Origin of the sequence: Demequina oxidasica (genome assembly GCF_000975115.1) — a bacterium.
Lineage (GTDB): Bacteria > Actinomycetota > Actinomycetes > Actinomycetales > Demequinaceae > Demequina > Demequina oxidasica.
Genome location: NZ_BBRE01000001.1, coordinates 321435 through 345091 on the forward strand (window position 1 = coordinate 321435; position 23657 = coordinate 345091).

Genomic DNA, 23657 nt, shown 5'->3' on the forward strand with positions numbered 1-23657 from the left:
CGACCCACTCTCACTCAACTCCCAGGAGAACCCCTGCCGATGAACACCACACCCACGCGCTCGTTGTCGTCAATCATGGACGGCAACAGCTTCCAGGCCACGAACCTGGGACTGCTGCCCAACAACGAACAGGCGCTCATCCGGCGCCGGATGGCCACCCTCGGGACGAGTTACCGACTCTTCTACCGCACGCCGGTGCACGCAGACCGCGCCGAGGGATGCTATCTCTTTACTCCGGATGGCACCCGCTACCTTGACGCCTACAACAACGTGGCAAGTGTGGGCCACGCCAATCAGCGAGTGATCGACGCCGTCAGGCTACAGATGGGCAAACTCAATACCCACACCCGCTACCTCCAAGACGGCATCGTCGAGCACTCGGAACAGCTCCTCGCCACCTTCCCCGAGTACCTGAACAGCGTGATGTACACCAACTCGGGTTCGGAGGCGAACGATCTGGCGATCCGGGTGGCCCGGCTATGGACGGGAGGCGAAGGACTCGTGGTGACCGCGGAGGCCTACCACGGCACCACCGAGTTGCTCAGTCGAGTCTCGCCCGCCATCTCCGGCGGCTTCCCCGAGGACCCGTCGGTACGGGTCATCGCCGCACCCGATACCTACCGCGTCGACACGGACGACATGGGCGCTTGGTTCGCCACCCAGGTGCGGGAGTCCTTCGAGGACCTCCTCGCACACGGAATCAAGCCCGCGGCCTTCCTGGCGGACTCGATCTTCTCGTCTGACGGGATCTTCCCCAATCCAGTCGGCTACCTGCGGCAGGCGATCGAGGTGTGCCACGAGTTCGGTGCGCTCTTCATCGCCGACGAGGTCCAGCCCGGGTTTGGTCGTACCGGCGACACCTTTTGGGGCTTCGAACGTCACGGCGTCGAGGCGGACCTGGTGTCCATGGGCAAACCCATGGGCAACGGCATTCCGGTCGCCGCACTCGTGGGCCGCACCGAAATCTTGGATAGGTTCGGAACCGAGGTGCCGTACTTCAACACGTTCGGCGGCAACTCCGTCTCAATCGCGGCCGCCAACGCGGTCCTGTCCTTCATCCATGACACCGGCCTTCAGTCGCAGGTCGCGACCGTGGGCGCCAGCCTCCGTGACGCGATTTCCACGATCACGGCCGACGCCGCGTTCGTGGGGGACGTGCGCGGGAGCGGACTGTACATCGGGGTCGAGATCGTCAAGGACCGCGACTCGAAGTCTCCCGACGGCGGCCGCGCGCTGGCGATCGTGAACGATCTACGCGACCGCGGAGTGCTAATCTCCGTGGCCGGCGCCGGCAACAACGTTCTCAAGATACGCCCGCCGCTGGTTTTCGGCACTCGCGAGGTCGCGCTCTTCTCCGATCACTTTGCGGACACTATTGCCGCCGCGGGAAACGCATGATTTCGCGAAACATTGCCGCCGTACTGTGGGATATGGACGGGACAATCATCGACAGCGAGCCCGCTTGGGGCGAGGCGGTGGTCAGTATGTTGGCGGTTCACGGAGCGTCCCTGGATCCCGAAGTCGCCACTTCGTTGATCGGCGCGAATATGGGTCACACGGCGGACGCAATGCGTAGCCTCGGCGTGCCCTACAGCGACGCAAGAATTGTCTCGGAACTCAGCGACCGCGTGGGCGCACAGCTGAACGAGCACGTTCCGTTCCGCGCCGGCGCCCTCGAGCTGATGGCCGACCTCGCGTCGAGAGGAGTGCCCCAGGCCCTCGCCACAATGTCGTACCGGCAGCTTGTGACGCCGGTGCTCACGGCAATCGCCGATGAGCTCAACGGCTTCGAGTTCGCCGTCACCATCGCCGGCGACGAGGTCGCTGAGGGAAAGCCCTCCCCCGACGTGTACCTGCTGGCAGCGAAGAGACTCGGCGTTGAACCCCGCGACTGCGTGGTGCTCGAAGACTCATTGCCAGGGGCTGCCTCCGGGGCCGCGGCTGGCGCGACCGTGGTCGCGGTGCCGCTACGCGGACCCACCTCGAAGCTGGCCGACGCGGTCCGCCCCGACCTCGACGCGATCACCTACACCGACCTCGCGTCCATCCACTCGCATCATTCGTACTATCAGCACGAGGAGACAGTATGAATCCACTAGATCTCACCCGCCTGACCGCCGCCCAGCTTCGCACGGGTTACACGACCGGCGACTTCACTCCGGTGGACGCGACGTACGCGGCGCTCGCGGCAGCAGAATTGGGCCAATCGGCCTACAACGCGGTCGCGTCGATAAAGCAGGAAGAGGCGCTAGAGTTCGCCGCCGCGAGCGCCGCCCGGTGGGCCGCCAACGCTCCGCTCAGCGACCTCGACGGAGTCCCCGTGTCGGTCAAGGATTCTTTCCCCCTAGTGGGACACAAACGCTGGCACGGCAGTTCTCTCGCCGATAGCCTCCCACCGTCGGTCCACAACGGAGCTCCCGTGCGCCGACTCCTAGAAGCTGGCGCGGTGCCGTTCGTCAAGACCACCATGCCGGATTTTGGGTTGATCGGCTCCGGGATCAGCTCTCAATTCGGGATCATACGTAACCCGTGGGACCCGACCTGCAACCCGGCTGGCTCCAGTTCAGGAGCGGGCGCCTTGCTCGCCATTGGTGCAGGACCCCTCGCCATCGGCACCGACACCGGCGGATCGGTGCGCATGCCGGCGGCGATGTGCGGAGTGGTGGGACTCAAACCCACGCAGGGCCTGGTGGCCTACGACCCTCCCAAGCTCATCGGCGTCGCGGGGCCCATGGCCCGCACGGTCGCGGACACCGCGGCATTGCTCAGGGTGGTGGGCCAGCCCGACCTTAGCGATCACCTGTGCCTACCGGGCGGATTCAGCGGGGATGGGGCGCCGGTCACTTCGCTTGCGGGCGTCAGCGTCGGCGTATTTACGACCATGCCCGGTCCCGTGCCGGTCGACCCTGAGATTCTGGCGGTGGTGGACCAGCAGGCCGCGATTCTCGAGTCTCTCGGCGCCACCGTGACGCGCGTGGCCGAGCCCATTTCCGGGGTGGACGATTGGGCGATCATGTCCGAGGTGCTCATGACTCGGGGTCTGCCCGAACTCCTGCGAGTTCCCGAGGACCAGTGGAAGAGCATCCCGGCGGGGTTGCGAGAGAGCCTCCTCGGGAACCGCGACACGACGGCGATGGAGCACATCACCAACGAGAAGAAGCTCGAGGCCTCCCGCGCTGGGATCGCGGGGCGGCTGCAGGCATTCGACTACGTCTTATCGCCGGCGTCCCCCGTCGTGTCCTACGCTGCCGAGCTCGAGCAGCCCGTCGTGGACGGCCACGCCGTCAACCACATGGCGTTCACCGCGGCTTTCAACCTCACCCACCTGCCCGCTGGCACCGTTCCCGTGGCGATGTCCGCATCGGGTATGCCCATCAGCGTCCAGGTAGGCGGCCACCGTTTCAACGACGCCGGAGTGCTCTCCGTGATGGCCGCGTTGGAGTCGACACGCGGTTTCGATCTCCAGTACCCCTTCGCCCTAGCCACCCAGGAGAACCAGCAATGACAACCACTCCCACCTTGTCCGTAGCCTGGGACACTGCGACCTGGACCGACATCCCCGGCGTCGCCCCTCTCAGCTGGCAAGGATCCGATCACCACATCAGCGAGGCCACGCTAGATTCCGGTGAGCGCGCACTACGCAAGGCGCCCCGGGACCTCGTGCCAGTCCTGTCCTGCGACGCTGGATCAGCACGCGTCGCGGCCGCGGAGGTTGGCGTGGGCCCGCGAGTCCTGGTGTACGACGCTTCGTCGGGATCCACCATCGAGGAGCACCTCGGCGACCGATGGCGGGTGGCCACCAGCCTGCGACTCAAGAATCCTGAGGTCCTCGCCTCATTCGGCCGGGCCCGCATGCGTTTTCGAACCTCCGAGGCGACGCTTCCGGTTCGCGACATGCTCGCTGAAGTCAGCCTCCTCGGCGCCCTTGTTGCCGATGCGACGGGAGGCACGGTGCCAGGCGACGGCCTTCCCAGCGGCGGGGTCGCCGAGGCTTTCGCGCTGCTGCCTCGCCTCTCTGCGGCACTCGCCGATGGTCCCGCTCCGTCGCCGTGCTGGATGTCGAGCGAAATCTCAGACATTCAACTCGGTCCCGACGGCGCGGTACTGCTAACCGGTGGCACCGCGGCGGGAATCGCCGATCCTCTCGCAGACGTGGGCGCTGCACTCGCGGGTCTCGCCCCCTATTGCGCTACCGCCGAGGACGCGTTCGGAGCCCTATGGGACGACGACCACCCTGGCGCCTTCGCGCGCGCGGTCCTGTGGAGCATCGTTGCAGACCTGCGTGCCGCGCTGGTCTCGATTGTCGCCCACGGGTCGGATCCGGATGCGGGCTACTCGATGTACGCGCTGAGACGCGGCTGGAAGCTCACCTTTAGCGTGGGCGCGGACGACCTCGACACACTGCTCACGACGGCCCAAAAGGGATGGAAATGACACCCGCAACTTTCGACATCACCGACATGTCCGCGCTGGAACCTCAGGCGCTAGCAAGCGAACTTGCGAATCTACCCGGCTGGCCCTTCGGGCCAATCCGCCTCGATCGGGTCGACGACGGCATCACCAACGTCAACTATTTTGCGCACACCGCTGACGGAGTCGTCTTCCTCAAAGTTCCCGGACCGGGAACACGCGCCTTCATCAACTGGGATGTCTCCACCGAGGCGACCCGCTGCGCCGCCGAACAGGGAGTGGGACCGGAACTGCTGTACTACGACGCCACCTCGGGGGTGCAGGCTACGCGCTTCCTCGACGGGTACCGAAGTGCGGGAGCGGCCGACTTCGCAGATCTCGATCGCGTCTCCGAGATCTTCGATCTCTACCGACGCCTGCATGCAGGCCCGCTGTTGTCCACGACCAAGACAGTATTCGACATGATCGACGAGCACCGAGGGCAGCTTGAGGGAGCCAGCGTGACGTTGGAGCCGTATCAGCGTGAGGTTCTCGACCGTTGGGACACAGTCCAGGCCGCATACGTGGACGCCGGTCTCGACCTGGTTCCCGGCCACAACGACTTCAACCCACCCAATTACATGTTCGGTCCAGACGGGGACCTCAAGTTGATCGACTACGACTATGCAGCGAATACGGATCGGTACTACGAGATCGGCGGCATCCTGACCCTGTTCGGCTACCCGCAGAGCGTCGAGCACGGGCTGATCAGCGCGTATCTGGGCACTGAACCGAATCCCGGCGAGCTGGCCCGCATCCATCTTTCCGGGATTGGCGCCGCTGTGAAGTGGGGGCTTTGGGGCCTGTACAACGCGGCCGTGCGGGACGTGGACTTCGACTACGACAAGTACGGTGCCGGAATGCTGGCGCCGGCACACCACTGGCTGAAGTCGGACCGGGCGGCGTGGGCGATGAAGCAGCTGTAGCGCGTCCGGGCGTGGCCGCCACGTTCACGAGTTTGGTTGACTAGAGTCCAAGGAGGACCAGACCCCGTCACCCGCTCGAAGGGACACCCCATGTCGTACTCATTTGACGCTCCGGCCGACCCGGGTCTGCGGGAGCGTTTTGGTGTCCACTCCGAGGTGGGCAAGCTGCACAAGGTGCTGGTCTGCTCCCCCGGGCTCGCGCACAATCGCCTGACCCCCTCCAACTGCCACGACCTGCTGTTCGACGACGTGATGTGGGTGGAGAACGCTCGCCGCGACCACGCCCAGTTCGTGGACCTGATGCGCGAGCGCAACATCGAGGTGCTGGAGCTGCACACACTGCTCGCCGAGACAATGGCCTTCCCCGCGGCCCGCGAGTGGCTGCTCGACCGCAAGGTGACGCCTAACGAGCTGGGCCTCGGCCTGGTCGCGGACGTGAGGCAGTACCTCAACGAGCTGGACTCGATGGAGCTCGCGAAGTACCTGGTCGGTGGCCTGTCCACCCAGGACCTGCCCCGCGACTTCGCGCCGCCCACGGTGCAGTTGGTGCGCGAGGAGTCGGGGATGCGGGACTACCTGCTGCCGCCGCTACCCAACACGCTGTTCACCCGCGACACCACCTCCTGGGTCTACGGCGGCGTCACACTCAACCCGCTGTTCTGGCCCGCCCGCCATGCCGAGACGCTCATCATGAAGGCCATCTACTCGTTCCACCCGGACTTTGCAGGTGCCGGCGGCGCCGATGCCGTAGCCCAGCCGGATTCGCGAGAGTCGGCCGGGGTAAAGGTCTGGTGGGGAGACCCGGAGGTGGACACCGGCATGGCGTCGCTGGAGGGCGGCGACGTGATGCCCATCGGCAACCGCACCGTCTTGGTCGGTATGTCCGAGCGCAGCTCGCGCCAGGCCATCACACAGCTCGCGGCCGAGCTCTTCATCGCCGATGCTGCGGACCGGGTCATCGTCGCCAAGATGCCGCGCCTTCGGGCAGCCATGCACTTGGACACCGTATTCACGCTCGCCGACCGCGACGTGGCCACTGTTTTCCCCGGCATCGTGGACGGCATCGAGACCTACTCCATCCGGCCCGAGAGTGCACCGGTCGTCCTCGACGTGCGCCGCGAGTCCGAGTCCCTGACTCACGTGGTCGCGAAGGCGTTGGGACTGGGCTCGCTCAACGTGATCGAGACGGGCGGCGACCGCTACGCCTCCGAGCGCCAGCAGTGGGACAGCGGCAACAACGTGCTCGCGCTGGAGCCCGGCGTGGTGGTGGCGTACGACCGCAACACGTCCACCAACGACCGTCTGCGCGCGGCGGGCGTGGAGGTCCTCGAGATCACCGGGGCTGAGCTGGGGCGTGGTCGCGGCGGGGCGCACTGCATGACCCAACCGCTGGTACGCGAGGCGTAGTATCGCCGAGGTTTGGAGGCGCATCGTTGGCGCTCTCCGCAGCAATTCCTTATTTAAGCAACCACGGAGTTGCGTTTATTAATGACTTGCCGCTAGTCTCCAGGTAAGGCTCACCTAAGTGGGTCAAGCAACGCGCTTTCCGTTCCTATCACTACCCACTCCCTGGAGCCCTCCCGTGCCTCACGTCTCTACTTCAGCGCGCCCTCGTGCCGCTGTCTTGGTAACCCTAGCAACCATATTTACGCTGGTATCTTCCCTGTTCGTCGGATTTCCCGCACAGGCAGCCGATGCCGCCGCCGGTTCGCTTACGTGGGGCACCAAGTCATCCTTCCGTGGCTACGTCGTGGGCTCGGGCGGGAGCGTCACCGCAGGCCAGGGAGCCACGGACAATGGCACCGCCACCAGCTTTGGTGCCGTGGACAGCACTATCGACCTCGACGCCGGAACCGGCTCCGCCTCGTACTACGGGACCGTCAACTTCACCGTTGCGAGCCACGGCGTCGACATCACGTTGGGATATCCGGTCGTGCGCATGACCGGCTCTGACACGGCAGTACTCGACGTCACCTACGACGACGCCACCGTGGCGCTGGTTGAGGTCGATCTCACCACGGCCACCATCGCCGACGTCGACGGCATCACCAGGGTGAGTGGCGCGTCCACCGCAATCACGGCTGCTGGTGTACCGATCTTCCAGCAGTACAGCGAAGGCACGGCGATGGACGACCTGACGTTCTCCTTCGCCTCGCCTATCGAGGACGAAGTGGGCACAGGCGACGACGCCACCGGTGACGGCGACGAGACCGACGCCGACGATGAGACCGGAGATGACGCCGGCGATGGCGAGAACGGCAACCCCGCTGGTGGCGACGACTCGGCTCCCGGCGATGGCCAGGACACCGGCGACGGTGCTGGCGAAGGCGACGACGAGGCGCCCGTGACGGACAAGCAATTCGGGGCGACCGTTGCCCCGGCAACGGGACTCGCCGATGGCGACAGCGTCACTCTCCACGGCACCCTGCCGGCCCTCACCGACGGCCTCAACACCTCGGTCTACGTTTTGTTCTGCGCCAAGGGCGAGGACGAGATCGGCACCGCCGCAGGACGCCTCGGCGGCGCCGACTGCGACGGTTCACAGCAGTGGCTCATGCACACCTCCGTCTACGGACAGCCCACTACCGGCACGGTTGCCGACGGCATCTGGACGTTCAGCACCACCCTCAATGTCACCGACGCTTTTGGAGACAAGGTCTGCACCACCGCGTCCCAGGACGGGGACGAGTGCGGAGTTTTCGTCCGGCTGCCTCACACGTTCACCGCGAGCAACAGCGCCAACCCTTATATCCACGACCAGTTGGTGCCCGTGACATTCGCGGCACCCACCCCCACGGTCACAGTCTCGAAGACTCAGGGGCTCGACGCTGACGGCGAGACAGTGACGGTCCATGGCGAGAACTTCTTGCCGTCCGACCCCGCCACGTCGGGTACACGTCCCCCACTGCTCGGCAAGTTCACCGGTACCTACGTCGCATTCGGACGCTATGACGACGTCTGGAAGCCCAGCGAGGCGGCGCCGCGAGACTCGCGTCGCAACGGCGACAACAGGTGGGCGCTCCTCGCAGAGGATGTCGCCACCGTTGGCGGCGCGGCGGCGGGCGCGATTACCCTCAATGCCGACGGCAGCTTCGATGCCACCCTGTCCGTCACCGACGACTTCGCGGCCAACACCGGAAGCGGCAACTACGGCATTTACACCTACGCCGCGGGGGGCTCGACCTACGCACCTTTCGAGACCTTCACCCCCATCACTTTCACGGCGCCCACCCCCACCGTGACCGTGTCAAAGACCACCGGCCTTGATGGAGACGGTGAAACCGTGACGGTCACAGGCACCGGATTCTCCCCCCAGGCCCCCGCCACCAACTCATCGGCACGTCCGCCACTGTCAGGGCTGTTTGGCGGCGCGTACGTCGTGTTCGGCAAGTTCGCAGACGCTTGGCAGCCCTCGACTGGTGCCCCGGCCACCGACCGCACCGTCCTCGACGGACAGCAACAATGGGCACTCGACCCCAGCTTCCTCAACGTCGGCGATCCCACCAACCCCGTCGACCCCCGCTTCCAGGCAACAGTCGCCGCAAGCGGGATACCCATCGACGCTGACGGCGCCTTCACAGCCACCATCAAGGTCTCCGACCTCGCACCAAACGCCGATGGCAACTACGGCATATACACCTATCCCGGAGGTGGGGCTGTCTACGCCCCATACGAGACGTACACACCGGTCTCGTTCGCCTCGACACCCGTGACTCCAGGGCCAGATCCCGAGCCGGAGACCCCTGTGGGCGACCTGACCTGGGGCATCTACGGGCCGTTCACCGACTACGTCGAGGGCCCCGGCGCAGCCGGCACCGTCACCACTGTGGGTGCCACCCGCACGGGTGACGTGTTCGGCTTCACCCAGTCGGGCGGCAACGCCAACGCGCCCGCTGGAACGGGCACCGCCACCTACGCTGGCACGGTGACCTTCACCGGTCACCACGGCGCCCTGAACCTCGCCCTTGCCGATCCCCACGTGGTACTCACCAGCACGACGACGGCAACGGTCTCGCTGCTGGTCGATGGCACCCGGGCAACCTTCGCGACGATCAACCTGGCCGCTGCCACCAAGAAAGTTAGGGACGGCGCGACCACCTACTCAGGCGCGAAGGCAACGCTCACGTCCGCCGGAGCATCGGCGTTCCAGAACTTCTATCCAGCCGGCACCCGGCTGGATGACCTCACGTTCACCATCGGCGCATCGGACACCACGGTGCCGACCACTCCCGAAAAGCCGACTACGCCCACCACCCCTGATAACGGAAACACGGGTAGTGGCGGTTCCACCGGCGGATCAACCACTATCGGCGGAGGCACCTCGACCAGCACGAGCACGCCCTCCACTACCGCGGTCGGCTCCCTCACCTGGGGAATCTCGAGCGCGTTCCGCAACTATGTCACGGGCCCCATCGCAAGCGGCGCCATCTCCGTCTCCGGCGCCAGCTTCAACGGCCTGACCTTCACGTTCATCCAAAACGGCGGCGAGGCCGACCCCGCCAAGGGAACGGGCACCGCTTCGTACGGCGGCGCGGTGACATTCTCGGGTCACCATGGTGACCTCAATCTGAGGTTCTCTGACCCGCACATCCGACTCACTGGTCCAGACAGCGCAATGCTCTCCCTCGCAGTGGATGGCTCTCGCGTCGACTTCGCCACCATCGATCTGGGTGCGGCATCGCAGACCACCAAGAGCGGTGCGACCCGATTCACCGGGGCTCCCGTGACACTGACCGCTGCCGGAGCGACGGCCTTCCAGGGTTACTACAGCGCCGGAACTCGCCTGGACTCGATATCCGTCACCTTCGGTGCCGCCACAGTGGCAACCTCGAGCAGCGGAGCACGAGTCGTCGCCGCAGCCATCACCCGCGCGCCCGCCGCGCAGGCAATCCCCGACACACCTCCGTCGTCCACCGGAATCGAGCTCGACGACGCGACCCTCGCGGCGCTGATCGCCGGCGAACAGGTCACCATCTCGGTGCCCGGCTTCGAGCCCAACGAACAGGGCATCATGGTCGTCATCTACTCCACCCCCACCATCCTAGCGGCGGATCTCAACGCGGACGCGAGCGGAGTCGTCACCTGGACGGGTTCGCTCCCTGCCTCACTGACCGGTGAGCACACGTTGACGTTCCAGGGGTCCGTGGACAAGGGCATTGTGCTCGACATCCCCACCTCCACCGTGGGCATGTGCCTTGCGACCGATGCCACGCTCGATTGGGGCTTCAAGGAAGGCTTCCGTGCCTACGTCGAGGGAATCGCCCATGGCGAATGGACATTGTCGGGCAACGTCGCCGAGGTCACCGGCGGCTACCAGTTCACCGACGGCTCGGGTTCGCTCACCGAAGCGGCTACCGGCACCATTGGCTTCGAGGCCGGCATTGAGTTCACCGGCCACGAGGGCGCTCTCGACACCACGGTCTCGAACCCCGTGATCGAATTCTCCTCCGACGGCGCTTACCTGTTACTCGACGTCAACGGCGAAACCCAACAGGGCGAGCCGATCAACCTCCAGACGGTGCGCTTCGGCACCATCGACCTGGACTCCGCCACCATCAGCGCTGACGGGGACACCGTCACCATCGCCGATGCCCCGGTCACCCTCACCGCAGACGGCGCCAGCGCCTTCGGCACCTACCCTGAGGGTGAAGCGCTCGACGCGCTCACCCTGGTCGCTACCGGCGCCGACGGCTGCCTCGCCACCCTGGCCGGCGTCGTGGTCGAGGAGCCCGCAGTCGAGGCTTCGCCCACCGAGGAGCCCGCAGCGGCCGAGGTGACGAGTGTCGAGGTTGCTGACGAGGAGGGCGGCAGCAGCACCTGGCTATGGATTGGGGCTGGCGCGCTGGCGCTGATCATTGCCGCTGGCGGGATCTTCCTCGTCCGCCGCGGCAGGGAGTAGGACCTGCGTCCTCGCGGGCTTGGGACACACGCTCCACAAGGGACGCATCAGAGGAACGGGGTCGCCGATAGGCGGCCCCGTTTCTTTGTCTGCGGGGCGCAACCTCTGATCGAGTCCGCATCTGCGCGCTTGTGCGCAGGACGGGGTGGAGGCCGACGCGCGGACCCGTCGGAGAAGTCGTTCAGCGCCGCACGGGCACGATGACGGGCGAGCCGCCATCGGGGTCGTCGAGAACCCGAACCGCGATGCCATAGACGCGCTCGAGCAGCTCCGCGGTCATGACGTCGGAGGGATCACCGAACGCCGCCAGCACTCCCCGGTCGAGGATCGCGATGCTGTCCGCGTACGCTGCGGCGATGCTCAGGTCGTGCAGCACCACCACGACGGCGCACCCGGCCGACGCCCGTTCGCGCGCAATACCCATGACGTCCTCTTGGTGACGCAGGTCAAGCGCAGCGGTGGGTTCGTCGAGCAACACGATGTCCGTCTGCTGCGCGAGGACTCGAGCGAGCGAGACGCGCGCCTTCTCGCCCCCAGACAGCGAGGGGAAGGACCTCTCGGACAGGTGGGCGACATCCGTCGCCGCCAATGCGGCTTCCACCGCCACGTCGTCGCCATCGGCCTCAGGCCTGCCTTGCCAGGGCGCGCGGCCCATCGCGACGACGTCGCGCACCGTGAACGGGAACGACACTTGATTCTCCTGCGTCAGCACCGCGCGGCGGCGCGCTAGATCACCGTGGTGCCAGTGCGCAAGATCCTCGCCGTCGACCTGGACGCGCCCCTGCCCCGCGGCCCGGTCGCCGGTGAGCACGCTAAGCAGCGTGGACTTGCCCGCGCCGTTGGGGCCCACGAGCGCGAGAACTTCACCGTGCTGCACCTCAACCGTGACGCCGCTCAGAATGGCCTTGTGGCCCAGTTCGACGCTGACGTCTGCGGCGCGAAGCGCAGGCACCGAAGTGTCCATGCGACGGGCAGAACTCATGCCCACCCCCCGGCCTTGGTCCGCGCGGAGCGCAGGAGATAGAAGAAGAACGGCCCACCGATGAGAGAGGTAAGCAAGCCGATGGGCAGGTCGGCTCCCGTTACAAGTGTGCGTGCCAGCACGTCCGAGTAGACCAGCAGGGCGGCACCGCCCAGACACGATGTCAGAATCAGCCCGCGGTGGGCGGGCCCCAGCAGCATGCGCATCAGGTGCGGAATCACTAGACCCACGAACGCGATGATTCCAACGAACGCGACGGCGCCGGCGGTGAGCACCGCGACCACCACGATCGACACGATGCGCAGACGCTCGACGCGCACTCCCAGGTGTCCCGCGGTGCGCTCGCCCAGCGACAGCAGGTCGTATTGCTTAGCGAGGTACAACGCCGCCGCCGTGCCCAGCACCGTGACGACAGCCACCACAGCAACTTCGTTCCAGCGCGACCCATTCATGGTGCCCAGTTGCCAAAACACAATCTGCTCGCGCGAGGCGGTGTCGCCCACAAACAGCAGCATTGCCAGCCCGGCACCCGCGAAGGCGTTGATAGCGATGCCTGTGAGCAGGAGGGTCACCACCTCAGTACGCCCATTGGACCGCGCCATGAAGTACACGAGCAGCGTGGCGCCCAGGCCCCCCACAAAGGCGAGCAGCGCGATCCCGGTGGCACCACCCAGGGTAAAGCCGGTGACGATGGCGACCGCCGCGCCCAGGGCTGCACCCGAGGACACTCCCACCACACCTGGCTCGGCAAGGGGATTGCCAAAGATGGCCTGCATGACGGCTCCGGCGACCGCGAGCGCTGCCCCCACCAGCAGCGACATCGCAATCCGAGGGAAGCGAATCTGCCAGAGCGCTTGCACGGTCACATCGTCGGCGGGTGCCCACGACGTATGGATGCCCATGCTCTGCAGGACAGTCCCCACCACGTCGGTCGGCGACATCGTGAGCTGACCCACGACCGCACTCAACAGGACACCGCCGATCAGCACGGCGACAAGAATGACGACGACGGCGACGTGCCGCCTATGCAACCGGCTCACTCGCTATCCGGCGCGTAGATCGCACGCGCCAGCGCGCCAACGATCTGAGCCGATCGCGGCCCAAAGGACAGAATGTCGCCGTCTGCCATCTCGACGAAGCGGCGATGCTGGCCGGCGCTCGTGAGCGCGATCGCGGGCTTGGCGGCCAAGAGACCATCCACGCCGCCCACGGATTCGAGACCGTGCGACATCACCATGATCACGTCGGGATCCGCCGCCAACATGGCTTCATCGGTGAGTGGCATCATGCCCTCGATTCCCGCGTCCCCACCCGCGTCGACACCGCCAAGAGCGTCGATGAGCTGGTCGGCACCGGACTCGTCGCCAAAGAGGTAGTACACCCCCGAGCCACCGCGGAGGTAGAGGAACGCAATCCTGAGCCTGTCCGCGTCGGCTGGCGCGATCTCATCAATCTGCGCCTGAACCTCCGCCACTTCGGCACCGATGCGCTGGGCCAACGCCTCCCCCGCATCGTCCGCCCCAAAGACGGCGCCCACCTGACGCGCCATCTCCTGCGCACCTGCAAATGACGGATCGTTGTCGACGTACACGACAGTGATGCCCGCGTCGCGCAGCTGCTGGAAGGAGTCGGACGGGCCGATGCTGCCGTCGGTAATCACAACCGTAGGGTTGAACTCGAGCACTGCCTCGGGGTTGATGGTGTGGCTGGCCGCCGTCGCGATGGGCAGATTCACGGCACTGGGGAACTCGGTCGACACGTCTCGCGCCACGAGAGTGTCGCCAAAGCCAAGGCCATACACGGTGCCCGCGATCGACCCGGAGATGTCCATCGCGATGACCCGGGACGTGTCCTCGACTGTGACCTCAATATCCCCGTTGCGTTCTCGCGATGTGACCGTCGCGGGCAGGACCTGAGTTGAGGTCAGGTCGATGGGATCGATGTCCGCGTCGGGTATCGATGCCGTGGTCGGACCCTCGTATGCGGCTGGGTCCGCGAGCGCCTGGACCTGGTCGAGGCGCTGTAACGCCTGTGTGACGGCGCCCGATGCTCGGTCGACGGTCACGTCCGGCGCGGCCTGAGCGCAGCCGGCGAGGGCCAGCGCGACAGCCGCAGCAACGATCCCCGCCGTGTGGCGCGAGAGTCGAGAAACGTTCGGAGACACGAAGCGGCTACAGGACTACGCGGAGGCGCCCAGGGCGTTAAAGATGTCGCCGTTGTAGACGAACGCACTCTTCGCCTCGGCGATCATCGCATCGATCTGATCCTCATTGAAGGGCAGCGCATCAAGCTGGTCGCGGTAGTCCCGCTTGTACTGAACGGTGCTGGGGACGTCGGCAAAGTCGTAGAACGCGAGCTGATCCGCCGTGGCGCCGTAGTGACGTGCCACGAGCTTGGAGATTGCCTGGCCGCCGGACATGTCGCCCAGGTACCGGGTGTAGTGGTGCGCGACGTAGCACGGCAGGTCGTCGGCGCCAATCTGATGCAAGCGCGCAACGTAAGCGGCCGTGGCCGGAAGTGCTGGGTGCGCGCTCTCCCAGTCTGGGGCACCCAACGCGACGAGGTCGGACTCGATGCTCGCCGCACGGTTGAGCGCGGGGTCGTTCACGAAGTCGGGGTCGCCGGGCTGGGCCGCCCGTGACTCGAGGGCTCGGTACACATAGGCGTACTGAGCGAGATAGGTCACATAGTGGTCAAGCGACAGTTCACCACTCATCAACTGCGTGATGAACGAGCGCGACTCGGTGTCCTTGTGCTCCATCGCAGTGGCGTTGCGGACACGCTCGGCAATGCCGGGAGCGGAGGCTTGCACGGCGGCTTCAGTGGTCGTCATAAGGGTTACCTTACCTTAATTACGTAAGACAACAGTTCCCTAAATTCATGAGCCGAAATCCTGGCCAAATCCCTTGGTATCACCGTGTCGAGATCGGCAACGCCCAGGAAATCTGCGTCCGCTAGAATCAGCAAATGTTGCACCATGCGCCCCTGCTGACCACCATCGCGGCGGGACTTGGCGCCGCTTTCATTCTTGGCCTGATCGCGCAGAAACTGCGCCTGTCCCCCATCGTCGGATACCTCGCCGCAGGAATGGCCATCGGCCCCTTCACTCCCGGCTTCGTGGGTGACCCCGAGATCGCGATGCAACTGTCCGAAATTGGCGTCATCCTGCTGATGTTCGGCGTGGGCCTGCACTTCTCCTTCAAGGAACTCCTCGCAGTGCGCAAGGTCGCCCTCCCCGGCGCTCTCATCCAGATGCTCGTCGCGTCCGCCGCCGGAACCGGTCTGGGTCTGTTCCTAGGCTGGAGCCTCGGCGCCGCCCTGCTGTTCGGCCTCGCCCTGTCCGTCGCATCGACCGTCGTCATGCTGCGCGCGCTCGAGGACCGCCAACTCCTCGACACCCGCGCGGGCCACATCGCGATCGGATGGCTAATCGTCGAGGACCTCGCCATGGTCATCGCGCTCGTCATCATTCCCGTGGTCGCCGCGGACGCCGTGGGCCCGCTCGAACTCACCAAGGAGCTGGCCATCACTGGCCTGAAGGTGGGCGCCTTCGTCGCCCTGATGGTCGTGGTGGGGCGCCGCGTTATCCCCTGGCTGCTGGCCAAGGTTGCAGACACCGGCTCGCGCGAACTATTTACGCTCGCCGTGCTGGCTCTGGGCATCGGCGTCGCGGTGGGCGCGGCCTGGATGTTCGATGTCTCCTTCGCGCTGGGCGCGTTCTTCGCCGGAATGATCCTGCGGGAGTCCGAACTCTCCCAGCGTGCCGCCGAGGACTCGCTGCCCTTACGCGACGCGTTCGCCGTGCTGTTCTTTGTCTCCGTCGGCATGCTGGTGGACCCCGCCGTCTTTGTCGAGCAGCCGCTCGCGCTACTCGCCACGGTGCTGGTCATCGTGGGAGGAAAGTTCGCCATCGCGTACCTCGTGGTGCGCGTCCTCAAGTACTCGCGGCGAATGTCACTCGTGGTCGCCGCATCCCTGGCCCAAATCGGCGAGTTCTCCTTCATCCTGGTCACCCTCGGCACCGAGTACGAGATCCTGCCGGGCGACGCCGGCGACCTGGTGCTCGCGGGCGCCATCGTCTCGATCGTCATCAACCCCTTCCTGTTCGCGTGGGCGTCGCGTGCCTATCGAGCCTCCGAGGCGGACGATGCTGCCCCCAGAGAGTACGAGGGACGCGGGCACGTCATCGTGGTCGGGTTTGGGCGCGTGGGATCTCGGGTGGCCGCCGGGCTGTGGGAGCGCGACATCCCCGTCGTCGTGGTCGATGACAACGAGAACCGCGTCAAGGTCATGCGCGACGAGGGGCGCGAGGCAATCCTCGGCAACGGCGTGCGCTCCAAGGTGTTGCACGCGGCCGGCATCGACGAGGCACGGATGGTGGTCGTGGCCATTCCCGATCCCCTCAACGCCGGCGCCGTCGTGTCCAAGGCGCGAGCGCTGCGACCCGAGGCCGTCATCCTGGCCCGCGGCCACCGCGACGTCGACATCGCCTACCTCACCGAACTGGGCGCCTCGCAGGTGCTTGTAGGCGTTCACGAGGTCGCCGACTTGATTGTCCAGCAGGCGGGCGAGCCGATGGATCCAGCCCAGTAGCGTTCGCGCACACCCTCCGAATCAGTCAAAGTAGGAGCAGGAGTGGCCACAAAAGAGGCGTAGATTCGACGTCGAACCCTGGCCGCATTTGAGCAGATCCGGCGCCCCACCCGCGGGGTGCACGTAGTGAAAGGCATCACACATGACTGACCCGTCGTCGCCCGCAGGACCTCCCGAGGACAACAGTTTCCTCAAGGACAGTGGCATCACCCGGGAACCCAGCACCTCCGACCAGGTCAGCACTCCGGGGACGCCACGCGAGCCCAGCGCGCCCGTAGCGCCTCAGTTCAACGTTCCCGAGAACGACTTCGAGTACCGGCCCACCACGCAGGCGGTCCCCACCGTCGAGGAGCCATCCACCGCGCACGCCCCCGCGCCTGCCGTGGCCGCCGCGCCCACGCCCATGCCGGCTCGTGGCGCCGCTTCTGCCGCGACCGTCGCTACCCCGGAAGTGGCGAGCGACCCCGCACCGGAACCGGAAGTCAAACCCGTCCCCGCCTCGACCCCCCTGACGGAGCGGTATGTCGCGGTCACACTCGGCCTGGTGCCTGTGGCTCAGCGGGAGATCGCCGAGCCCGCCCTTCGCGCGGCCATTGAAGACGAGATCGACCATCGTCACGATCGCCTCCTGGGCGACGAGATCGTCAGCAAGGCGGATATCGAGGTCGACGTCCTTGAAGAGATGGGCGACCCCGAGCAGGTCGCTGCAGCCATGACCCACCGCCCCAAGGTGCTAGTGGGCGCCCGTTTTTACGTCGACTACAAGCGCATTCTGCTGTGGGCACTCGCGATGGTCATTCCGGTCGCCGCAGCGTTAGCGATGGTCTCCATTGCGCACGAGAACGGCGAACTACGGCCGATGATCGAGCACGGCCTAAGCGTCGCACTTACCGCCGCGGTCTATGCCGCAACGTGGGTCACCCTGGGCTTCGCGATCGCGGAACGGGTGGCCCGCCATCGTTCGGAGGTCTCCAGCGCGGACTGGACCATTGACCGGTTGCCCACGCCCGCACGCACCGTGATCTCCACCTCGCAGACGGCCTTCGCCGTGGTGCTGTCGCTGGTGGTCGCGACCGCCATCGTCTTGCAGCAGCTCGACCCCTCACTTTTCACGGATCAGGGCGAGCCGGTGACGTTCCTCAACCCCGACCACTGGCCGCTCGTATGGGGCGCCCTCGTGGTGCTGCTGGGCGTCAACGCGCTGGTCGCCATTGGACGTCACGTGCGTGGCTACTGGGCCATGCGCGCGGCCTTCGGCAACCTCGCGCTGCTGACCGGCATCTACGGCCTACTGGCCTGGATGCTGATGGACCACTCACTGCTCAACGACGCATTCTTTGACCAGGTGGGCTGGCCGAGCGACAACTTGCCGCCCGCCCAAATGGAGGATTGGGCCGCAATCGCTATGGCTCTATTCTGGTTCATCGGCGTCACGCTGGGCTTTGTGCACGCCTTCCGGGCCCGCGCAAAGTCCTAGACGGCAACCATGAACAGCCCCATGGCGAGCGTCAAGCGTTGTTCTCGCGCTTCCTCTGGACGCCTTCCTTCAGCAGCCACATAGGCAGCAACCAGGAGGCGAGCGCCGTGATCAGCCAGACCAGTACTGTCGCAGCGATCCAGGTGCCGACTCCGTCGATGTTAAATCCGCTGACGATCAGCGCGGTGATGAGAAGCGACACAAAGGTAGAAACTAGGCCCACTCCTCCGATGAAGGCGTTGGCATACTGGCGCGCCATCTTGAAGATGAAGGGCGACAAAATGGCCTGCACCACGGCGAAGATCACCGAGGCGACGATGAGGCCCTGGAAGCTCATGTGGAAGCCGTCGAGTAATAACGACGTCACCCAGATCGCTAGGGCGGCCGAAGCGAGGAATATGAGTGCGCGAATCAGTAGTCGGATCACGACTCGGACACTACTCCTGCGCGGGCATCCTCGCAGGTTGAAATGGGTTTGGTGATGTCGTGTCGCGCTACTCGCTGCCGCGCGTCACGCGATTCCAGGCGTTCACCACGGCGATGATCTCCACGAGGGAACCCAGGGAATCTGCGTCGAAGTACTTGCCGGCCTCGTCGCGTGTTTCAATCTCTAGTCCGCGCGGGTAGTCGGTCAGCACTTCGGCAAAGCGAAGCGCCGCGGCCTCAGCCGGACTCACCAGGTCGTCTCGCATGAGCTTCACCGGGCGTGCGAGTGCACTAATGAGGTGCGTGCTCGCACCTAGCGCCGCGAGCTGCTCCGAGTGTAAGCGGATGCAATACGCGCAGCCATTGATGTAGGAACATCGCAGTCGCACCATCTCGCGTACCCGCGGTTCGATGCCGCTACCGATGCGCGCGTCGAGGCTTTCCATGGCTTTAAGGAACTGGGGCCGCATTGTTGCTTCGCTCACTGGTTGAGGCTAACAAGAACTACTGACTAGTCAACCAATCCGCCCGCCCTCGGCGCACGAATCATTCACGTACCTCGCCCCACACTCAATGCCCCCGAGTGTGGGGCGGGGGCACCCGGCCGCGGAAGCCCGCGACCGCATCGGCCGCGTGAAAGGAGCCCGATCATGAGCAATCCTCATGTCACCAGGCCCCTGAATCGCGGGGACGACGGACCCCTGGCACGAGCAACACGAATCGCCGCCATGTCTGAAAGGTTGGATCTAGGCCCCCGGGGTGCTTGGATAGGTGACACGCGATGAGTGTCGCCGTACTCGAGTACCGAAAGGTGGGCATGGAACCCAGCCAGCACCTGCGCGCTGTTCCCGACAGTCCGCCCACGGTTTCACGACACGCACCCGATCCAGCATCGGTGCAGCGACTTGACGACCTTCTGGTCGCCTCGGGTCGCGGCTCCGCCCAGGCGTTCGAGGGCGTGTACACGGCCATGCTCAACCAGGTGTATCGCCTGGCACTGCGCGTGGTGCGAGACCCAGGCATGGCCGAGGACATCGCCCAAGAGGCACTCGTCGAGGCTTGGCGAAAGGCTCCCACCTTTGAACCGGGCCGCGGCACCGCAAAGTCATGGGTGCTGACCATCGCCCACCGGCGCGCAGTAGATCGCGTCCGCCGGGAGCAGCGTCAGCGCCAGCAGATGGAGGCCGAGGCCGCGGTCGCAGAGCGCGAGGCCACACCCGCCGAGCAGGACGCAGTCGTTGAACGTGACTTCGCCGAGTTCCAGAACGCACGTGTTCGGACCGCAGTAGCCACACTCAGCGACAAGCAACGCGAGGCCGTAGAACTCGCCTTTTACCAGGGGCAAACGCACGTAGAAGTATCAGATCAGCTCGGCATACCGCTGGGCACAGCAAAGACCCGCATCAGAGACGCATTAACCAAACTGCGCGACGCATTGGAGGAGGTGTAGAGCCATGAACGATTCACAGGAGTCCATCCACAACCTCGTTGGCGCCTACGCGCTCAACGCCATCGACGACGCCGAGCGCGTCACGTTCGAGGCCCACCTCGACGAGTGCGCCCAGTGCCGCGTGGAGCTCGCCAGCTTTGGCGATGTGCTCGACGCACTTGCAGACGATGCCGAAGACCAGATCCAGGCCCCGGCCGGCCTAGCCGACCGCATCGGCGCCCAGATAGCGCTCACCCCTCAGGTTTCCTCCCCGCCCACGTCGTCGGCAGACACCGGCAATGACCTCGACGGCGCCACATTAGGCGGCGCTCCCGTCAGCGACGGCAACACCGCCGACCTTCCACGCGTCGAAGCCGAGATCAACGACGCCCCTGCGCAGAGCGCGAACGTGGTGTCCTTTGACCGCGCGGTCTCGGCCGACAGCCCCAAGACTTCCGGGGACCGCACCCACGCGGACCCCGTCGGTCGGCGCTCGCGCCTGACCATGATGCTCGCCACCGCGGCGGCCACCGTTGCGGTGGCTGCCGTAGGGATTGGCTTCCTGGTCTCCAACGGCTCACCCGACTCCAACATCGCGGCGATCGACGCCGTGCTCACCGCGCCCGACGCTCGTGTGATCGATCTCGGCGTTGGCGACGCGCAGATCACCGTCTCCGACGAAGCTGGCGGCTTCGCGGCCACCGGCACAGCGCCCGACCTGCCCACGGGCGAGGAGTACCAGCTCTGGATGGTGAACACGGATGGCACCATCTCCGCGGGACCCACATTCGAGGCCGGGGACTTTGAGACTGCCGTGCTGGCCGACATGACGAGCGTGACCGCGATCGCAGTGTCCGTGGAGCCCGATGGTGGCTCGTTGCAGCCCACCACGGACCCAATCGCGGCAGCGGAGATTTAGCTCCCCCAACTCCTCTCCCTTCGATGGCCATGGCCGGTGCATTGACGGCCTTAAGATCGTGTTGTTCTTCCTGGTAATCAACAGGAGGAGCGATCCTCTATCTGCGCTCTGACGCGTCGCAAAATAGGCGAGTGAACCACGAAAAGTTTCGTGAGAATTCCTCGCCGCACTACGTCGTGCTAAGCCCTCCGTGTCAGCATGGCTCTTACCCGGAGTCCGGCAACGACGCCGACACGCGACGCCCTGGCGTCATCCGGTACATCACTCATTCGCGCAAAGGAGCGCCGCATGACTTATGGAAAACGATTTACAAGCGCTGGAGCCTCCTATGGGCGCCGCATTGGGCTCTTACTGGGAATCACGGCGCTCGCAGTCTCCCCTGTGCTAACCGCCGTAAACACCCCGCCGGCTTCAGCCGCAACACTGCTCACGACCGTGCAAGTTGAGTCCACCGCCAAGACCGGTTGTACCTCGTTCAGCACCACGCATGCGACCTACTACTGCAATGGCGACGCCACGTCATCCTCGTTCGAGTTCTCGCAAACCGGTCGGTACACGATCGCAGTGACAGGAGCGTCGTCGGCCTCGAACGCAGCAGGAATATCCGTCCTGATAGGAAACTCTAAAGTCGCATCGCTTAAGTTCGACGGCACGGCCTTCACGGAGAAGTCAGCGACGTTCGATACCTCCGCGGGAGTCAAAGAAGTCCGCATCCAGCTTGAGACAGACAACGGACAAAACGACACGCTCGTCGATCAGTACACCCTCTCCTACGACGGCCCGACTCCTCCCCTGCCGCCGGCACCGAACCCGCCCACCACGGGCGCTTACTTCAGCGGTGACTATCGCAACCTCTTCCAGGAGTGGGACTCCTCAATCACCGACTCTGAGGTGACCACAAAGTTGAACTCTTACTGGACGAGTTTCTTCACTGGAACCGACGACACCAAGCGGCTCTATTACAAGAGTGGCTCGAACGCCAACGGCGACATGGCCTACATCAAGGACACAGGCAACAACGATGTCCGCTCTGAGGGCATGAGCTACGGCATGATGATCGCTGTCCAGATGAATAAGAAGTCCGAGTTCGATGCGCTGTGGAACTGGGCGAAGACCCACATGCAGCACAAGACTGGAGCGCGTGAAGGCTACTTCTGCTGGCAGGCAAACTTCAGCGGGTCGTGCGTAGATAACAACTCCGCATCCGATGGCGAAGAGTACTTCGCTACGGCCCTATTTTTTGCTGGGCACCGGTGGGGAGACGGTAGCGGCATCTATGACTACACGTCCGAGGCGAATGACGTTCTTGACACGATGCTGCATAAAGAGGACATGAACGGCGGAGTCGTTGAATCGACCACGAACATGTTCAATAAGTCCGAACAGATGGTCGTGTTCACGCCGTTCGCGAACGCCGCCACGTTCTCCGATCCCTCCTATCACCTGCCCGCCTTTTACGAGTTGTGGGCGCGTTGGGCCGACGGGTATGACGGCCAACAGGGCGCTGACCGACAGTTCTGGGCGGACGCCGCTACACGCAGCCGGCAGTACTTTGACCAGGTCGCACATCCGACCACAGGCCTAGTCCCCGATTACGCTGAGTTCACTGGCACACCGAATAACACTGGCGGTCACGGCGATTTCCGGTTCGACGCCTGGCGCACATCCGTGAACTGGGCAGTCGACTACGCCTGGTGGGCTGAGGACGCCAACGCGATTACGTTGACGAACCGTCTGCATGGCTTCTTCGATAGCAAGGGTGTCAACGCGTACGCGAATCAGTACTCGTTGTCGGGCAGCGCACTGTCATCCGACCGGTCACCAGGCCTCATCGCATCGAACGGCGCGGCAGCACTGGCAGCAACTGACCAGCAGGCGTGGCCCTTTGTCGAGGCACTATGGGAGCTAGAGCCGTCAACTGGGCAGTACCGGTACTACGATGGCTTGCTGAATTTCATGGCGTTGCTTCACGCGAGTGGCAACTTCCAGATTTACTCGCCAGGCGGGGCTACGCCGACGCCGACGCCCACGTCTACGCCCACGCCCACGCCCACGCCGACGCCCACGCCCGCGCCGACGCCGCCAAGCGGCAATCCGTTCTCCACAACCGAGGCGGAGTCTTACGCGTCCGGCTCGGGGGTGTCTACGGCAACTGCAGATGGAGGCACAGTGGTCACTTTCTCCGGACCGGGAAGCTACATCAAGTTCGACGATGTGAACTTTGACACCTCCGGCGCCAACCGGGTGGAACTTCGTGTTGGCAACGCGACGCCCGGTGTCAACGTCCAGATTCGCCTTGGCGATGTGAGCGCGTCACCCGCGTGCACGGTTTACCCCGATGGCAACGGTGCGTATCACCTGAAATCCAATACCTGCTGGCCGAGGCCCACTGGCACCCACGACGTATTCATCACGACTACGTCGAAGGCGTCGATCAATAGCTTCGCGTTCACGTCCTGAAAATCGTCACAAGAATCAAGGTTGTCATGATGGCGGGCACCGCGTACGACCGGTGCCCGCCATCGCTGTAAGTCCATGGCAGGTGGCTTGGGCGGGG

At 65.1% G+C, this 23657-nt stretch carries 18 protein-coding genes; 12 read left to right on the forward strand and 6 right to left on the reverse strand.

Translation table 11 applies throughout. The features are described 5' to 3' along the window. The first annotated feature begins 39 nt into the window (after positions 1-39). From AOP77_RS01480 to AOP77_RS01510, 7 genes are all read left to right on the forward strand, one after another. The gene (locus AOP77_RS01480; RefSeq protein WP_062208411.1) at positions 40-1398 is read left to right on the forward strand and encodes an aspartate aminotransferase family protein; all 1359 of its coding nucleotides are present in this window, start codon (positions 40-42) and stop codon (positions 1396-1398) included. Beyond that, entirely contained in the window at positions 1395-2090 is a 696-nt protein-coding gene (locus tag AOP77_RS01485; protein ID WP_062208414.1) for an HAD family hydrolase, read from the forward strand. The genes AOP77_RS01480 and AOP77_RS01485 overlap by 4 nt, the downstream gene beginning before the upstream one ends. Beyond that, positions 2087-3505 carry an amidase gene (locus tag AOP77_RS01490; RefSeq protein WP_062208417.1) on the forward strand — a complete coding sequence of 473 codons (1419 nt, stop codon included), beginning with the start codon at positions 2087-2089 and terminating at the stop codon, positions 3503-3505. The genes AOP77_RS01485 and AOP77_RS01490 overlap by 4 nt, the downstream gene beginning before the upstream one ends. After that, positions 3502-4434: a hypothetical protein gene (locus AOP77_RS01495; RefSeq protein WP_062208420.1), complete on the forward strand. Its 933-nt coding sequence runs from the start codon at positions 3502-3504 to the stop codon at positions 4432-4434. The genes AOP77_RS01490 and AOP77_RS01495 overlap by 4 nt, the downstream gene beginning before the upstream one ends. Beyond that, positions 4431-5375: a choline kinase family protein gene (locus AOP77_RS01500; RefSeq protein ID WP_062208423.1), complete on the forward strand. Its 945-nt coding sequence runs from the start codon at positions 4431-4433 to the stop codon at positions 5373-5375. The genes AOP77_RS01495 and AOP77_RS01500 overlap by 4 nt, the downstream gene beginning before the upstream one ends. Before the next feature lie 90 nt (positions 5376-5465). Continuing rightward, entirely contained in the window at positions 5466-6782 is a 1317-nt protein-coding gene (locus AOP77_RS01505) for an arginine deiminase (RefSeq protein WP_062208426.1), read from the forward strand. Positions 6783-6957: 175 nt separating this feature from the next. Beyond that, a complete protein-coding gene (locus tag AOP77_RS01510; RefSeq protein WP_062208429.1) occupies positions 6958-11274 on the forward strand; it encodes an HtaA domain-containing protein in 4317 nt (1438 codons plus the stop codon). Positions 11275-11455: 181 nt separating this feature from the next. Here the strand turns inward: AOP77_RS01510 and AOP77_RS01515 are convergent, their stop codons facing one another. The 4 genes from AOP77_RS01515 to AOP77_RS01530 are packed head-to-tail and all read right to left on the reverse strand — an operon-like array spanning position 11456 to position 15089. Beyond that, entirely contained in the window at positions 11456-12256 is an 801-nt protein-coding gene (locus AOP77_RS01515; protein ID WP_084622400.1) for a heme ABC transporter ATP-binding protein, read from the reverse strand. After that, positions 12253-13296 carry a FecCD family ABC transporter permease gene (locus AOP77_RS01520; RefSeq protein WP_061964198.1) on the reverse strand — a complete coding sequence of 348 codons (1044 nt, stop codon included), beginning with the start codon at positions 13294-13296 and terminating at the stop codon, positions 12253-12255. The genes AOP77_RS01515 and AOP77_RS01520 overlap by 4 nt, the downstream gene beginning before the upstream one ends. After that, entirely contained in the window at positions 13293-14420 is a 1128-nt protein-coding gene (locus AOP77_RS01525) for a heme/hemin ABC transporter substrate-binding protein (RefSeq protein ID WP_062208436.1), read from the reverse strand. Before AOP77_RS01525 ends, AOP77_RS01520 begins: the two co-directional genes overlap by 4 nt. Before the next feature lie 15 nt (positions 14421-14435). Further along, entirely contained in the window at positions 14436-15089 is a 654-nt protein-coding gene (locus tag AOP77_RS01530; RefSeq protein ID WP_062208439.1) for a biliverdin-producing heme oxygenase, read from the reverse strand. 134 nt (positions 15090-15223) lie between these two features. On the opposite strand from AOP77_RS01530, the gene AOP77_RS01535 reads away from it, so the two are divergent. After that, entirely contained in the window at positions 15224-16849 is a 1626-nt protein-coding gene (locus AOP77_RS01535) for a cation:proton antiporter domain-containing protein (RefSeq protein WP_062208442.1), read from the forward strand. Positions 16850-16991: 142 nt separating this feature from the next. After that, complete coding sequence (locus AOP77_RS01540; protein ID WP_062208445.1) at positions 16992-18326, forward strand: hypothetical protein; 1335 nt, start codon at positions 16992-16994, stop codon at positions 18324-18326. 31 nt (positions 18327-18357) lie between these two features. On the opposite strand, the gene AOP77_RS01545 is transcribed toward AOP77_RS01540, so the two are convergent. Together AOP77_RS01545 and AOP77_RS01550 are read right to left on the reverse strand one after the other, a co-directional pair. Then, positions 18358-18753, reverse strand: coding sequence for a phage holin family protein (locus AOP77_RS01545; protein ID WP_062208448.1), 396 nt, complete (start codon positions 18751-18753; stop codon positions 18358-18360). A gap of 67 nt (positions 18754-18820) precedes the next feature. Continuing rightward, a complete protein-coding gene (locus AOP77_RS01550) occupies positions 18821-19237 on the reverse strand; it encodes a carboxymuconolactone decarboxylase family protein (protein WP_152649726.1) in 417 nt (138 codons plus the stop codon). 296 nt (positions 19238-19533) lie between these two features. Between AOP77_RS01550 and AOP77_RS01555 the strand changes: the two genes are divergently transcribed. The 3 genes from AOP77_RS01555 to AOP77_RS01565 all read left to right on the forward strand — a co-directional run bounded on the left by AOP77_RS01555 (position 19534) and on the right by AOP77_RS01565 (position 23560). Next, positions 19534-20202, forward strand: a complete 669-nt coding sequence (locus tag AOP77_RS01555) for a sigma-70 family RNA polymerase sigma factor (protein WP_201774074.1) — start codon at positions 19534-19536, stop codon at positions 20200-20202. Between the two features lie 4 nt (positions 20203-20206). Next, positions 20207-21100, forward strand: a complete 894-nt coding sequence (locus tag AOP77_RS01560; protein ID WP_062208454.1) for an anti-sigma factor domain-containing protein — start codon at positions 20207-20209, stop codon at positions 21098-21100. Positions 21101-21388: 288 nt separating this feature from the next. Beyond that, the gene (locus AOP77_RS01565; RefSeq protein WP_062208457.1) at positions 21389-23560 is read left to right on the forward strand and encodes a glycosyl hydrolase family 8; all 2172 of its coding nucleotides are present in this window, start codon (positions 21389-21391) and stop codon (positions 23558-23560) included. Positions 23561-23657 lie beyond the last annotated feature (97 nt).